This is a genomic window from Leptospira ognonensis (genome assembly GCF_004770745.1).
Taxonomy (GTDB): Bacteria; Spirochaetota; Leptospiria; order Leptospirales; family Leptospiraceae; genus Leptospira_A; species Leptospira_A ognonensis.
The window spans coordinates 199,935-215,083 of the sequence record NZ_RQGD01000046.1; the positions used below are offsets into that span (position 1 = coordinate 199,935).

At 40.1% G+C, this 15,149-nt stretch carries 13 protein-coding genes; 10 read left to right on the plus strand and 3 right to left on the minus strand.

Features of this window, described 5'->3' with window-relative positions; translation table 11 throughout:
* Positions 1 to 9 precede the first annotated feature (9 nt).
* Both EHQ58_RS17140 and EHQ58_RS17145 read left to right on the plus strand, forming a co-directional pair.
* Entirely contained in the window at positions 10 to 714 is a 705-nt protein-coding gene (locus EHQ58_RS17140) for a hypothetical protein (RefSeq protein ID WP_135625192.1), read from the plus strand.
* Complete coding sequence (locus tag EHQ58_RS17145; protein WP_135625194.1) at positions 714 to 1,856, plus strand: LIC10486 family protein; 1,143 nt, start codon at positions 714 to 716, stop codon at positions 1,854 to 1,856. The genes EHQ58_RS17140 and EHQ58_RS17145 overlap by 1 nt, the downstream gene beginning before the upstream one ends.
* On the opposite strand, the gene leuS is transcribed toward EHQ58_RS17145, so the two are convergent.
* Positions 1,853 to 4,456 (minus strand): leucine--tRNA ligase, encoded by a 2,604-nt coding sequence (gene leuS, locus EHQ58_RS17150; protein WP_135625195.1) that lies wholly within the window; start codon positions 4,454 to 4,456, stop codon positions 1,853 to 1,855. The genes EHQ58_RS17145 and leuS overlap by 4 nt on opposite strands.
* A gap of 533 nt (positions 4,457 to 4,989) precedes the next feature.
* Between leuS and EHQ58_RS17160 the strand changes: the two genes are divergently transcribed.
* Together EHQ58_RS17160 and EHQ58_RS17165 are read left to right on the plus strand one after the other, a co-directional pair.
* Positions 4,990 to 5,694 carry an ABC transporter ATP-binding protein gene (locus EHQ58_RS17160; protein ID WP_135625197.1) on the plus strand — a complete coding sequence of 235 codons (705 nt, stop codon included), beginning with the start codon at positions 4,990 to 4,992 and terminating at the stop codon, positions 5,692 to 5,694.
* Entirely contained in the window at positions 5,691 to 8,228 is a 2,538-nt protein-coding gene (locus EHQ58_RS17165) for an ABC transporter permease (RefSeq protein ID WP_135625199.1), read from the plus strand. The genes EHQ58_RS17160 and EHQ58_RS17165 overlap by 4 nt, the downstream gene beginning before the upstream one ends.
* Before the next feature lie 64 nt (positions 8,229 to 8,292).
* On the opposite strand, the gene fcpA is transcribed toward EHQ58_RS17165, so the two are convergent.
* Positions 8,293 to 9,189, minus strand: a complete 897-nt coding sequence (fcpA, locus tag EHQ58_RS17170) for a flagellar coiling protein FcpA (protein ID WP_135625201.1) — start codon at positions 9,187 to 9,189, stop codon at positions 8,293 to 8,295.
* A gap of 233 nt (positions 9,190 to 9,422) precedes the next feature.
* Between fcpA and EHQ58_RS17175 the strand changes: the two genes are divergently transcribed.
* From EHQ58_RS17175 to panB, 3 genes are read left to right on the plus strand one after another with little or no spacing between them, the layout of a single operon-like run.
* On the plus strand, positions 9,423 to 10,295 hold the full coding sequence (locus EHQ58_RS17175; protein WP_135625203.1) for an ATP-binding protein: 873 nt from the start codon (positions 9,423 to 9,425) through the stop codon (positions 10,293 to 10,295).
* Positions 10,292 to 10,765, plus strand: a complete 474-nt coding sequence (folK, locus tag EHQ58_RS17180) for a 2-amino-4-hydroxy-6-hydroxymethyldihydropteridine diphosphokinase (protein ID WP_135625205.1) — start codon at positions 10,292 to 10,294, stop codon at positions 10,763 to 10,765. Before EHQ58_RS17175 ends, folK begins: the two co-directional genes overlap by 4 nt.
* Positions 10,740 to 11,537, plus strand: coding sequence for a 3-methyl-2-oxobutanoate hydroxymethyltransferase (gene panB, locus EHQ58_RS17185; RefSeq protein WP_135625206.1), 798 nt, complete (start codon positions 10,740 to 10,742; stop codon positions 11,535 to 11,537). Before folK ends, panB begins: the two co-directional genes overlap by 26 nt.
* Positions 11,538 to 11,544: 7 nt before the next feature.
* On the opposite strand, the gene EHQ58_RS17190 is transcribed toward panB, so the two are convergent.
* The gene (locus EHQ58_RS17190) at positions 11,545 to 13,134 is read right to left on the minus strand and encodes a hypothetical protein (RefSeq protein WP_135625207.1); all 1,590 of its coding nucleotides are present in this window, start codon (positions 13,132 to 13,134) and stop codon (positions 11,545 to 11,547) included.
* Between the two features lie 105 nt (positions 13,135 to 13,239).
* Here EHQ58_RS17190 and EHQ58_RS17195 point away from each other — a divergent pair, with 105 nt between their 5' ends.
* From EHQ58_RS17195 to arsB, 3 genes are read left to right on the plus strand one after another with little or no spacing between them, the layout of a single operon-like run.
* Positions 13,240 to 13,584, plus strand: coding sequence for an ArsR/SmtB family transcription factor (locus EHQ58_RS17195; protein WP_135625209.1), 345 nt, complete (start codon positions 13,240 to 13,242; stop codon positions 13,582 to 13,584).
* The gene (locus tag EHQ58_RS17200) at positions 13,584 to 14,015 is read left to right on the plus strand and encodes an arsenate reductase ArsC (RefSeq protein ID WP_135625211.1); all 432 of its coding nucleotides are present in this window, start codon (positions 13,584 to 13,586) and stop codon (positions 14,013 to 14,015) included. Before EHQ58_RS17195 ends, EHQ58_RS17200 begins: the two co-directional genes overlap by 1 nt.
* Positions 14,012 to 15,043, plus strand: coding sequence for an ACR3 family arsenite efflux transporter (gene arsB / locus EHQ58_RS17205; protein WP_135625212.1), 1,032 nt, complete (start codon positions 14,012 to 14,014; stop codon positions 15,041 to 15,043). The genes EHQ58_RS17200 and arsB overlap by 4 nt, the downstream gene beginning before the upstream one ends.
* Positions 15,044 to 15,149 lie beyond the last annotated feature (106 nt).

Below are 15,149 nucleotides of genomic sequence, written 5' to 3' on the forward strand. Positions count from 1 at the left end.
ATTTATAAGATGGAAACCACACTCGAATCAAGTTTTTGCCTTGCGGTGGACCAAGCGGTCAAGGAAGGGAAAAAAATTTCCATGATCACACACGTATTAGGTGATACTGGCGAGGAAAAGCTTAAATACATTTTATCGACAATCTTGCGGAAGGTCGATCGACTCGATCTCATGGAATTGCTTTACACTTCCGCAAAAGAATTGATTGTCAATTCGACGAAAGCCGCTATCAAAAGAATCATTTTCGAAGATATGAAGTTTGATATTCGAAATCTAGGCGATTACGAACAAGGCATGAAACTGTTCAAGACAAACCTAAATGATCGAAAATTTCCTTCTTACAAAAAGAAGATGAAAGAGCACGGCTTTAACGTGAAAATCTCATGTACATACAAGAATGATAAATTTGATTTAGAAATTAGAAATAATTTTCCTCTCATTCCTATTGAAGCGGAACGAATCAAAGAGAAATTTTTACATGCAAAAAAATATGACAATCTCTTTGAGTTTTTTATGGAGCATGGCGATAATACAGAAGGTGCTGGAATGGGGATCACAATGGTTGAAATCCTCCTCTCTCAATCTGGTTTTGATCGACGCCTTTTTTCCATTTATTCTTCGGAGAAACGAAACGAAACGATCGCACGAGTAGAGGTGCCTTTGAAGCAGATTTCAGTTGCAAAATCTACCTATGAACAGTTATTCTTAGATTAATGTCAGAAATCCTATCAAAATCAGATTTACTCAAACGCCAAGCAGAGCTTCTCGGACTCACTATGGATGCAGTGTTCACTGATGAACAGGCAAAGGAAGTTCTCCAAGGAAAGATCACAGACGCATATCTCGTGAAAATGAAACTGGAGATCGACAATAAGACAGGCATTATTTTAATACTCACTTCTTCCATACGTAAGCATATTATGGAAATCTATTGTGTCATTGGGAGTTCACCCATTTTTCGTCGCATTCGAACTTTTGCCGACTATGTCCAAATTTCCACTGACCTAGCTGACATAGGCAAGACCGAGGGAATGGATGCTGGCGTCTCAGATATGGTAGGTCGCATTGTTTACAGATTATTCACCAAAGAAAAGTTAGATGAGTTTCTGCCAATGTGGGAAAAAAAAGATCCTTCCAGACTCGCTGAACTTTTAGAACCAGCGATAATGGCGGGAGCGAAAGCTGGAAAAGCAAAGATTCAGGCGGAAATTGATAAAATTTCGAGTGCCAAGTTCCGTTTTGAAAATCCCATGAAGGGAACCATCCAACCCATACCTAAACCTGTTGAGGAAACAGTTTTGGCACCCGATTTGAGCCATTCTTCTAAACCTCAAAATAACGAGCCGACTGCGATGGATCGCCAAATCCAACAGCTCAAAGAAGGTTATGCGAAAGAAGTCACAATGAAGACTGTAATTTCTCCCATTAGCGGGGTTGAGTTCGATAATCTCGTGGTTGGTCAAGAAATTTTGTTTCGCGTTCCTACGGAAACGGAAGAAGGCAGAGCGAACGCAAGCCTGTTGGGTCTAGTAGGAGAGGATGGAAAAATCTCGAAAGAGCCAATCATTGGCAAATTCAGAGGCATAGCGGGTTCGAAAAATGAATATCATATTTTCGCCGAGGGTCCCAACCAGTATTTGTTTCACTCCATTGAAGAAAGCCCTGTCAAAGTTGCTGTTCCGAAACCAGTGGCAAACACTTCAGCAGCTAGTCTTGATAAAGCAGGCGCCGCAGCCGCAGCGAAAAAGAGAACAGCTGAGGTGCAGAAAAGCAACGGAAATCTCTATTCGTTGATTGGTGTTTTGGTTGCCTTGGTTCTCATCGCATTCTTGATTTTTATTATGACTGCGTTTTAGCCAGCGACGACAATGTTGACCAGTTTCCCTGGCACATAGATTTCTTTTTTAATTTCCTTCCCCGCAAGAAAAGGTTTCACTTTCTCCAATAGTTTAGCACTAGAGATTGCGTCCGTTTGGTTGACATCGCGTGGTGCTTGGAATTCCCCTCTCATCTTTCCGTTTACCTGAACGACAATGGTGATATTGGCATCAATTAAGTACTTTTCGTCCCATTTAGGATAGGGTTCGAAAGAGAGAGTGGTTGTATGGCCGAGTTTCTGCCAGATTTCTTCCGCCAAATGCGGTGCAAACGGAGATAAAGCCAATACGAAAGGCTCCAAAATCGCCTTTGGTTTGTTTGGCGATCCTGTCATTTCATTCACAAAGATCATCATTTGCGACACAGCGGTATTAAAAGAAAAATGATCTATGTCCTCTTTTACTTTTTTTAGAGTACGATGGAGGATTTTTAATTCTGCTTCTGTAGGTTCCACATCCTGCACATGAAAGGTTTCTTCTGAGCCTGAATGGAAAAGTCTCCACACACGGTTTAAAAATCGGAAGACACCCTCGACTCCATTTTTACTCCATGGTTTAGTCATTTCAAAAGGTCCCATGAACATTTCGAATAAGCGCAATGTGTCGGCTCCATATTCGATCACGACATCATCTGGATTTACAACGTTTCCTCGCGACTTTGACATTTTACTTTTGTCTTCGCCGAGAATGAGGCCTTGGTGCACCAATTTTTGAAACGGTTCGGGTGTAGACACATGTCCTAGGTCAAAAAGAATTTTATGCCAGAATCTGGAATACAAAAGATGCAAAACAGCATGTTCGGCGCCACCAACATAAATCTCCACTGGCATCCAAAGTTTTTCTAGTTCTGGATCGATCAACTGCTTCGTGTTTGTTGGGTCGATGTATCTTAAATAATACCAACAAGAACCTGCCCATTGTGGCATAGTGTTTGTTTCTCGACTTGCTATTTCACCGGTTTCTGGATCTTTGTAAACGAGCCATTCTTTTGCATTTGCGAGAGGAGATTCGCCAGTACCAGATGGCTTAAATTCTTTTAGATCAGGAAGAAGGAGAGGAAGCTCCGACTCGGAAAGAGCTTTTGGAGTTCCGTCCGCAAAATGAACCAGAGGGATGGGTTCACCCCAATACCTTTGTCTGGCGAAGAGCCAATCTCTAAGTTTAAATTGGATTTTCTTTTTGCCTTGCTGATGCGTGGTAACGAATTCAGTCATGGCATGGAAGGCTTGCTTGTAAGTCATGCCATCGAGGGTCAATTCAGGCGCTTTTGAATTGATACAGATTGAGTCTTTGGAGTCAAAAGCCTTTCCTTCTTCCGATTTCCCTTCAATGACAGGAATGATGGGAAGAGCAAACTTAACGGCAAATTCATAATCTCTCTGGTCATGGGCTGGGACTGCCATGATCGCACCCGTTCCATATCCGTACAAAACGTAATCAGATATATATACCGGTATTTTTTGATTCTTGTCGATGGGATGTAGCGCATAGGCACCAGTAAACACACCGGATTTATCCTTATTGAGTTCTGTCCTTTCTAAATCGCTTTTTAAAGAACATTCTTTTTGGTAGGCAGCAACCTGGGTTTGGAGAGAAGGAATGGTAATCTCGGAAACCAGAGGATGCTCAGGTGCAAGTACAAGATACGTGGCACCAAAAATAGTATCAGGTCTCGTCGTATAAACGACAATACCCTTCTGGGATTGTTCCAGAGGAAATTCGATTTCTAGACCTTCAGATTTGCCGATCCAATTTCTTTGCATTTCCAGAGTGGAAATCGGCCATTCACAAAGCGATAAATCCTCGAGAAGGCGTTCCGCATAAGCGGTAATGCGCATCATATACTGACGCATCGGACGTCTTTCTACGGAGTAACCCTTAGACACCCATTCTTCCACCTCTTCATTGGCGAGAACTGTGCCCAAGGCTTCACACCAATTGACTGGAATTTTAGCTTCGTAAACCAACCGAAAATGCGATAGGATATCTTCTTTCTCTTTTCGTGATTTCCCTTTCCAGTCTTGGGCAGAGAATGAGACTCCCTTTGGAAGCTCAAAACCTTCGAACTGACTTGATCCCTGTACCTCGAATTGGCTGATCAGTTTCGCAATTGGTTCTGCTTTCCTTGCAACTCTGTCAAAATAAGAATGATAAATTTGTAAGAAAATCCACTGCGTCCACTTGTAATATTCTGGATCCGTCGTAGAGATTTCACGAGACCAATCATAAGATAGACCGAGCATTTTGATTTGCTTTCGGAAATTATCTATGTTGTTTTTGGTGGTTTCCTTTGGATGTATGCCCGTAGTCATGGCGTAACGTTCCGCGGGAAGTCCAAATGCATCCCAACCCATGGGATGTAGGACCTCAAATCCTTCCATCCGTTTCAATCGGGAAAGGATGTCTGTTGCTGTATAGCCTTCAGGATGTCCCACATGCAATCCTGCACCACTTGGGTAAGGAAACATGTCTAAGCAGTAGTATTTTGGTTTAGTGGATTTGCTGTTCGTACGGAAAGTATTATGTTCGTTCCAATACGCCTGCCACTTTGGTTCAATATCTTGGAATGGATAACTCATCGACTAACATGAAAAAAATGCACTTTATTCACTTTCTCACGGAATCGATGATTTTTACAAGCTTTTTGAAACTCTTCGCTAGACATTCTTTACAAATATCTTTCTGGAATAAGATGGCAGTCTTGCCACACTCCGCACATGGTCTAGGCTCAATAATTTTAGCATCAGGCTCGGTTGCCATTTCGTTCTCTGTATCGCATTCAAGCATTCTATTCTTACCTAATCAGTTCACGCTTATCAACATAGGTGTTCATAACTGAACGGAAAATCACTATGGTGAAGTTACTGTTTATTCTAGAGTGCCTTTGTGGTCAAAAAAAATTAGGGATAGTGTAAAGAAAGATGCATGTTTTTTTTATGAGAATTTTTTTAAAAGTGTGCAATAGACTTGGAACAAAAAATCAATTGCAAAAAAAAATAAAAAAATCCACCGGAATGAGTTAATTTGTGTTATATGCTAAAAAATTAATTAAATGCCCATCTTTTGTCATTTTATCTATGTTATACGGTATGTTTCATGGGGGAATTGCCTAATGCTCGAGTTTATCAACGTTTCCAAACAATTTGAATCGCAACCAGATCCTATTCATGTGCTTAAAAACATTTCATTTAGCATAGGAAATGGTGAATTTGTGGCGATTATGGGACCTTCAGGTTCTGGAAAATCAACACTTTTGGGTATCGCAGCCGGTCTTGATCGACCCGACAGCGGAGTCGTATCTTTGGACGGGATCGATATCACGAAAGAAAATGAATCTACTTTGGCAACGATGAGATTAAATAAGATCGGTTTTATCTTTCAGAACTTTCAGTTGTTACCTGGAATGAATGCAATTGAGAATATTGGAATACCCTTATACTTAAAATCGGGATTTTCCGAGAAAGAAATTAATGATAAGGCATTAGGGTTATTAAAATCGATTTCCATGGACCATCGTGCAAATCATTTTCCAAAACAACTTTCTGGTGGTGAGGAGCAACGGATTGCTATCGCTAGAGCATTTATCAATGATCCGAAAATAATTTTTGCGGATGAGCCGACAGCCAATCTTGATTCTAAAAATAGTAACGTTGTCCTTGACTTATTACTTGAACGAAATAAGAAATTGAAGACCACGCTCGTCATCGTGACACATGATCCACAGGTAGCCAAACTAGCGGATCGTATTTTAACGATGAGGGATGGCGAAATACTAACACCGAAGCAAACTCCTGCGAAAAAGAAGAAAAGAAAATGAAGTTAGGACTATTGAAATTTTATTTGAGGAGGGAATTATTTTCTAGAATTCAGTATTCTCTTCTCCTGCTCCTGTCGATTTCCTTGGGCGTTGGATCCGTAATCGGCATCCATTCCTATAAGGAAAACATCAAAATAGCCATTCAGACAGAGGCTAAAAACATGATGGGAGCAGACATGGCGCTACAATCGCCGCAAGAGTTCACTCCTGTAGCAGAAGAATTAATTCAAAATAAGCTACCTGCTGGCTCGGAAATATCCTCCTCTATCCAGTTTTTGTCTATGATCCTCACAGATTCCTCCGGTGAGAGCGCACTCACGTATGTAAAAGCACTCGAAAATTCCTACCCATTTTATGGCGAATATCTAACAGAGCCAAAGGATTCGTATCGGAACCTCCAACCAAATCAAATCCTTATGGAAAAAACTCTGGGTGAAAATCTAAAAATCCATTTAGGAGAATACGTTCGGTTAGGTGAGGCAAGACTTAAAGTTGTAGGATGGATATTGAAAGAACCAGGAGCCGTTGGCTCTTTTGTCGGAGCAGCTCCTACAACTGTGATCTTACTTAAATCGGTTTCTGCAACGGGACTCATCGAAAGAGGGAGTCGAATACGATATACAAACTTTATCAAAACGCCACCAAACATTGATCTTCTTACTTGGAAAGAGAATCATTTTGAAGAATTTATAAAAAACGATCTAACAATTTATCATCATACCGAAGTAAATTCAGGATCGCAACAGTTCTTAAAAAATACCTTCGATTACATGGCACTTCTTGCCCTATCTGCATTTTTCCTTGGTGCCGTTTCTGTTTATACATCCATCCGTACTCGTCTCCGAGAAAAAAAGAATGAAATCGCAGTACTCATGTGCCTTGGTGCGGAACCAGGAGCGATCCTTGTTTTGATCATCTCAGAAATCTTCATTGTCTCGAGTATAGCAACGTGTATCGGACTTCTTATTGGTTATGAAATCCAGGTATGGCTTCCATCCTTTACTGGTTCTGAGTTTTTAGGCACAATCAAACCTGCTATTACTCCGATCTCCTTTCTGTGGAGTCTCTTACTTGGAATCATCATTCCCTTATTAGTTGCTTTTCCACTTGTCGTTGAGGCAGGAAGAACAAAACCGCTTTTGGCTTTGAAAGAGATCGAAGCTCGAGAGAATTCCAACCAAGAGAGATGGATGATGCTATTTTCCGCAGTATTCATTTATTTTCTCTTCGTGGTGCTCGCAGCGTATGAGACAGAATCTTTTCTAAAAGGGTTTGTGTTTGCCGTAGTTCTTGTTAGTTTACCATTGCTTGTTTTTGGTTTATATAAATTATTTGGATTTTTATTACTTTGGCTTACAAAAAAATCTTTGGTCTCGAAAGAGTGGAGTCTTGTTAGCAAAAAAATGATACGAAAATCGGGAGCGATACGTATGTCCATACTTGGACTCGGATCTGCTTTATTTATTTTATGCCTCTCACTCGTTCTACAAGAAAGCCTCATGGAGTTAAGTGGTGCACGTGAAATCGAGAGACGGCCTAATATTTTTTTACTGGATATCAAGTCTGACCAAAGAGATACACTCGCCAGTATCACGAAAAAATTCGAAATCAAAAAACAATACCTGGCACCGATCATCGGAGCTCGTTTAGCGAAGGTGAATGGCGAGCCAGTTAGAAAAGAAGACACTGTAAGAAATGCGATGGAAAGAAATTGGCGAGCTACTGCCAGAACTAGAGAGTATTTTCTATCTTATAGAGACGAGATGTATGAAACAGAAAAAGTTTCTGAAGGAAATTGGTGGAATGAAAGTGCTAAAGATGAAATCTCTGTGGAAAAGGAATTTTCAGGCTATTTAAATACCAAAGTCGGCGAAACCTTAACCTTCAATGTTCAAGGGATAGAGGTAACTGGAAAAATTACAAATCTAAGATCAGTGAATTGGTCGGATATGAAGCCCAATTTTGTGGTTATCTTTTCTCGCGGCTTGCTGGAAAGAGCCCCGAAATTTTACATCTCGACTCTGCTCATTGAATCGCCAGAAGAAAGATACAAATTTCAAAAAGAAGTCGTTTCTGTATTTCCAAACATCACAGTGATTGATACCGAGAAAACAATTCAAGCCTTTTTGAAAATCTTAGAGAAAGTAACGCAGATGATCCAACTGATGACTGGATTTATATTCGCATCAGCACTCATCTTGGTTCTGACGACTTTATACTCGAGTCAAAATGAGCGCAAAAAAGAATTTTCACTCTTACGTGTAATAGGTGGAAGTAGCTCCTATCTCATGAAACATTTTTTAAGAGAAGCGATATTGATTGGGTTTCTTTCGTTTATGATTGGTTCGGTATATTCGCTTTTCGCAAATGAGATATTAAATCGATATGTCTTAGAGTTAACTTCCGTGGTTCCATATTTGAAATTATCAATCGTTTTTATTTCTGTGATTCTTTTAACGGTAATCCTGTATTTGTTTGGACTTGGAAATTTATTTCGAGTTCCTTCAAAACAATTATTAAAAGAAATAAAGTAGGAATTAAAAACAAAAAAACCCGGCTTTTAGACCGGGTTCTTTCATTGAAAGAGATGTTTCGGGATTATTGGGCTACCGAAATAACCTCATCCTTGTTGATTATGTTAACAATATGTTTGTATTCAGGAGAATCCTTTCCATATTTTAGCTCAGTCGCACGGAGGAGGTGAACATTCTTTTTGTATCTAAATTTGAAGAGCATATCATCTGGACCTTTTGTCTTTTTGATCATGTTTTCTTCAAATGAATATGCACTTGCTAGATATTTATGAGCAGGATATTCTTTCTCGTTATCATCGATCTCGATATAAAGCTCAAGAATCGGGATACACTGAGGAAGATTTTGTAAATCATACTCTGCCATGATCCAAGAACGATACACATCAGAAAGTAATCTCTTAAATTCTGGTCTCTCTCTTAGGTCAGGGTTTTTAATTTCATCTAAATGATTGATTGCTTTTGAGAAGTAATTGAGCGAGTCTTGTTTCGCTTTCATTTTTTCGCGATAAACAACTCTTTCTTCTTTTGATTTACGATCAACTTTTTGCCAGTACCATTTTTCATCGAGACGCTTCTTTTCAGCTTCTTCTTTACGGTATTGTTCAGTCCATTCTCTGTTTTTGAGAACTGTGTTTACACCAGACTGGTAGTTTGAAAGTGCCAATCGAAATTGGTTGTTTGCGAAAGTTTTAGAAAGTTGATGTAACTCTTGGAAAGTTTTGTTATAACCCTTGTAATCTGGGTTTTTCCAAAGAGACTCATCTTCCATAGTCTTCTTTTTTAGTTCCTTCTGTGGAGCAGTAAGTTCTGCGTCATCGTTTTCAGGAACGAGCTCACCTTTCAGTAGTTCGTCGACCTGATCTTTTGCCGCTTGGCTGTCTGCTGTAGCTGCGTCCTGTGCAAACATTGCACTTCCGCTAAGTACCAGATGGAGAATGAGGAGATATTTAAAAATCTTCATAGTCGTTTGACCCTTTTTCTCTTTCAATATTTTGAAGATGAGATAGAAATCTTTCTCTTCAAAGAAAGTATCGGATGCCTTTCAGTCAATAATAACGATTTAACGGTGAAAAAAACCTTTTTATTCGGGAAAATGTTGCGAAAAGGGCATTTAAAAGAGACATAATGGTGCGAATGAAAACGAAATCTCATTCCTTGACATGGCGGCAACATCGTGGATTTTGTTTTTAGTCGATGAATCTTTCAGAAATCATATCCGTTCGTGATGGAAACCCACAATGTAAGACCTGTGGAGGTGTAGGATTTACACTCGTAGAACATGTTCGAGGTTCTCGTGCCGGTGCCTTACAATTATGCCATTGTGTTGGTACGGATTGTAATACATGTGAGGCGAAAGGCCAAGCACCTTATCTTACATTTGATCGCTCGCAGGACAAAATGCTTCCCTGTGTCTGTCATAATGCGCGGTTTGCCATACGTAATTTTGAAATTTTGGTCGAAAATGCAAATATACCTCCCCGTTATAAATTTCAGTTTCTTTCCACCATCGATCTCGGAGATACGAATCTAGATCCCGATCTGTCGTTTATCGTTGCCCATGATTGGGCCAATGAGCTAGTCCATAAATTTAATGATCCTTCCTTTGTCCCGCAGGGTTTTTATCTCTGGGGAGGCACAGGATCGGGAAAAACCCTTCTGGCTTGTGTGATCCTCAATGAGTTGATCTTTCGGTATGGAATCAAATGTAAGTATGCGAAAGTGAACAAAGACTTTTTATCTGCCATCCGTGATACGTACCAAACAGATAGCGAAACACATGGACAAGAAAGATTCATAGAGAGGGAACTGGCCAATGTGGATGTTCTCATCATTGATGATTTTGGTGTACAAAAAGAATCCGAATTCAGCAACCGTAAGTTATACGATCTTATTGATAGCAGATACGAGCAAGATAAATTGACACTTCTTACTTCTAACCACTCTCTTGAAGAATGGAGAGAACGCGGACAAGGAAGGATCTATTCTCGCTTGAAAGAGATGACAAAAGAAATCCAACTTAAGTGTTCTGATTATCGAATGAAATTTTCTTCAGAGAAAAGTACATGAAATTTGGAAACATTGCCTTTTTATCCCTGGGATCAAATATAGGTGATCGTACTCATTTCCTGGAACAGGCAGTCTGGGAGATTTCTACTCTCCCAGAAATTAGAATCATCTCCCAATCGCAAAGATTAGAAACGGCGCCCCTTGAAAATATAAACCAGCCTTTCTTTTTGAATCAGATTTTGAAGATACATGTTTCTCCTTCGTTTACACTGCCCTGCCTTCTTGATACCTTACAAGCCATAGAAGATAAACTTGGAAGAAAGCGCAGATCTTGGAAAGGGCCAAGAGAAATTGATATTGATATCTTAACCTATGAAGCTGTGGTTATGGAAACAGAGTTTTTACATTTACCACATCACTCACTTTTCACGAGACCCTTCATTCGGCAATTGCTGTTTGAGATGGGTGAAAGCGAAGTTTATTCACTATTTGAGGAATCAATCTATGAAAAATATCATTCTCGAGTTTAAAAAAAAATACGAAGAGAAAACTCCCATTTCGGTTATCACGTGTTATGATTATACCTTTGCGCGTCTATTTGCCCAAACAGAAATTGATGCCATACTTGTGGGCGATTCCATGGGCAATGTCATCCAAGGACATGGATCAACAATTCCTGTTACTCTCGACGATATCATCTATCATACAAAAGCAGTTTGCAAAGGTGCACCTGAAAAATTAGTCATTGCGGACATGCCATTTCTATCCTACCAAGTTTCTGTGGAAGAGGGCATTCGTGCAGCAGGAAGGATTATGAAGGAAACTACTGCCGATTGTGTAAAATTGGAAGGTGATAGCGAACTGGTTTTAACATTGACAAGGCGCCTAACGGAAATGGGAGTGCCTGTTTTCGCTCACTTGGGACTCACTCCTCAATCCGTTCATACACTCGGAGGGCATAGGGTGCAAGGGAAAACTCCGGAAACCAGGAATCGTATGATCCAAAAATCAAAAGAACTTTCTGAGGCAGGAGCGTTTGCCATTGTTCTCGAAATGATACCTGAATCTTTAGGAAAGGACATTACAGATGCGATCACCATTCCAACGATTGGTATCGGGGCTGGAAGGTATTCATCGGGACAGGTGCTGGTGATGCAAGACTTACTCGGCCTCAATGAATCGTTCAATCCCAAATTTTTGAAAAAATATGTAGATCTTTCAGCAAGCGTACGTCAGGCGGTAAGTGAGTACCATATGGAAGTGGTAGCTCGCAGCTTCCCCGGCGAAGGGAATGTATTTTAGTATCCTTTCATTTCCCTTGCTCCTTCACTAAGATACCATAAAATCCTTCTTTTCTTCCAAGCCAATAGACGCGGTCTAAATTGTCTTCTTTCAACATTCTCTTTTGAAAGGTTTCTGAATAAAAATCCCATTCCGTATTGCCATTATAATCACTTGGCCATTCCTTTCTTCTTGTGTAAGGATGATTGTCCTTTGGAAATTTTGTTTTATGGTATGCCCATTCCAAAACATGAAACATCTCATGATAAAGAAAGATTGGATGGTTCGCATGATTTCCGCTTGCAATTCTTTTGTTTGAATCAGAAATAATTGTTAGGCGGACTTCGGGACTAGATTCTGTTCCATAATTCCATTCTGTGCCACCACCATTCGTAATCAAAACTCCCGCTGGTTGTTTTGTTCCAGGCCAAACGACCACAACACCGTCTGCTTCTTTTATCGTAGAAAGTACATCATCAGATAATTTTGGTGAGATGGAATCAATCGAAGGTTGCATTACGAAACGAAATTTTTCATCCGTTAAGTTTGTACTCTGAATTTCGGAATTTGTTCGAATGACTTCCATTTCCCAATGAATCCCTCCAGACAGATCCTCAAAAGAATCTCGAAAGTATTCGAAACTGAGAATGAGATCGGCAAGGTCTTTCTCTTCTAAATCCATATCCAAATTTCCAAACTTTGCGAACTTTCCAGGTAGATTTCCTTTCAAACGAGTTTTTGGAATGACAAGGAAAACCATTTTTAAGGTCCTCTTTGGAATTTCCTTTAAACGTTTGGTTTTAAATTTTAAGCCCAAGTATTGTATATACAGTTGGTCTCTCAGAAAATTCCAATGGCTTAGAACTTGCGCATCCATTTCTGGATATAACATAGAAATGGTGTCAAAACCATCTTGGTATTTCTTTTTTGTTACATACATATTTGTGAGTATCAAGGTATTCCATGCAATGGCAGGAATCAGAGAGCTTGTTGTTTTATCTTTAAAAAGATTTTCTGAAAATAATCTGTGCCATTCTTCTCTTTCCTCGCGGGACATTGTGTCATCTTGAAATAATTCTCCTGTGTTGTATCCGGTATGCAATGCCGCTTGTGTGCCGCTCAGTTCGGTGAGACCTTTCATGAGGATTGACCTTGCATTTTTTTTGTCACCTAGCTTCAGATAGGCAATCGTTAGCGTATTGATGAGAAGTCCGTAATTGTCATCGCCAATCTTAGCTCGTACTACAGGGATGACTTTAGGAATTAAGGTAACCATCTCTGCATAATTTGCTTCATGATTTAAACACCAAATGGCGGTCGTAAAACTTGTTGCCTCCTCTTTGTTATCAAGCTTTGCCAATTGTCCTGCTGCAGATACACACTCTCTTGGCCATTGCCCTTTCAAGTTGGCAAGCTGAGAGGAAGAATTTAATCTAAGCCACCAGCCGAAAGTGTCCTCTGGAGTGTCTCTCGTGATCGTTTCAGATAATTTAAAAGCGCCCTTAAAGTCTTTTTTTTTCAAGAGGGAGTCCGCCTGTTTCCAAACCGCTTGGTCCACAGATAATAAGGAGGAAGTGAGAAGGATGAGAAGAGTGAGGGATAGGAGAGCTTGCTTCATGGAGAATTTTGATTTTACACGATCCTTCCGAAAAAGGGATCGAAAAACCGAGGCGGATTTGAAATCTTTCTTGCCTTTTAATTGATCGTATATTTACGATATACTATGGCTCAGAATAAAAAAGCAGAGTTTGCACCAGAAATACAGATTCTCGCTGAGTTCCATAGGGTTTTGGCTCATCCCGCAAGGCTTGCCATCCTCGAGACGCTTGCCGAAAGGCAATCTTGTATCTGCGGAGAGATCGTCGACGTTTTGCCTCTAGCCCAAGCCACGGTTTCCCAGCATTTGAAAGAGTTGAAAGATGTGGGTATTGTCAAGGGGGAGATCGAAGGGAAAACCTCTTGTTACTGCATCGATTGGGAAAAATGGGAAGAGTTGGAAAAGGCGATGCTCTCCTCTTTTGAGAAGATCCATCAATATAAAGAAAATTTTAAAAAAGGTTGCTGTTAATGAAAAGTAAACAAGTGTTAATTCTTTGTACGGGAAATAGTTGCCGTAGCCAAATAGCAGAAGGCTGGATTCGTCATATTGGTGGGGACAGGTTGGAGGTCTATAGTGCTGGTATTGAAACACATGGTGTCAATCCGAGAGCCATCCAAACGATGAAGGAAGCTGGCATTGATATTTCTAAACATACATCAAATCATATCGATGAGTACCGAGATATCCCCTTCGATTTTATGATTACTGTTTGCGATCATGCAAATGAAAATTGCCCTTACTTTCCATCTAACGCCAAACGGTTCCATCATAATTTTTTTGATCCCTCCAAAGTGAAAGGAACGGAACAGGAAATAATGACCGCATTCGCAAAAGCAAGAGATGAAATACGAGACTATTGCAAAGATTTTGTTGAAACGAATCTAGGAAGCCCTACATGAAAAAGCTTTCCTTTCTGGATCGGTATCTAACTCTTTGGATTTTTTTGGCCATGGCTATCGGAATTGGGATTGGAAATTTATTTCCCAATTTTGTGGATTCGTTTTCAAATATATCCATGGGAACGACAAACATTCCGCTTGCGATAGGACTCATATTAATGATGTACCCTCCACTTGCGAAGGTAAAATATAAGAACCTGGGAAGAGTTTTTTCTGATGTGAAACTCTTGTCGATTTCCCTGGTTCTCAACTGGGTGATCGGACCGATACTTATGTTTTTACTTGCGATCCTTATCTTACCATCACATCCCGATTATATGGTGGGCTTAATTTTGATTGGACTTGCTCGCTGCATCGCCATGGTGATCGTGTGGAATGAGTTAGCGGAAGGAGATCGTGAATATGCTGCTGGACTTGTTGCATTAAATAGTATCTTTCAGGTTTTTTTCTATAGCATTTATGCATTTGTATTTATTACGTACCTGCCACCAGCCTTTGGCGTGAAGGGCATTACCGTAGCGATCCAGATGTCAGATATCGCGGAAACAGTCGCGATCTACCTAGGCATTCCGTTTCTGCTTGGCTTTTTATCTCGCTCCATTCTGACAAAATTCTATTCGGAGGATTTTTACGAGCAAACATTCATCAGATGGATTTCACCGATTACACTTGTGGCTTTGCTCTTTACCATTATTGTAATGTTCAGTTTGAAAGGAGGAATGATCGTCAGTCTTTCAGGGGATGTATTTCTTGTAGCCGTTCCACTACTCATCTATTTCATTTTGATGTTTGGTTTTAGTATGCTGATTGGTCATAAATTAGGTGTAGATTATAGTAAAAACGCGGCCATCTCGTTTACTGCAACGGGTAATAATTTTGAACTCGCGATTGCCGTCTCCATCGGAGTCTTTGGTGTCAATAGCGGTCAGGCTTTTGTAGGTGTCATTGGTCCACTCGTCGAAGTTCCCGCTTTGATTTTACTTGTGAATGTCGCGATGAAACTAAGAGATCGATGGAAAAAGAAGTAGGAAAATGTAACGCATTTGTAAATATGTAACCTCGATGTAATCAGAATTTAACATATTCGTTTATATCAATTGTCCTCGTGCATGCTCACGCGAGTGCAATGGCATC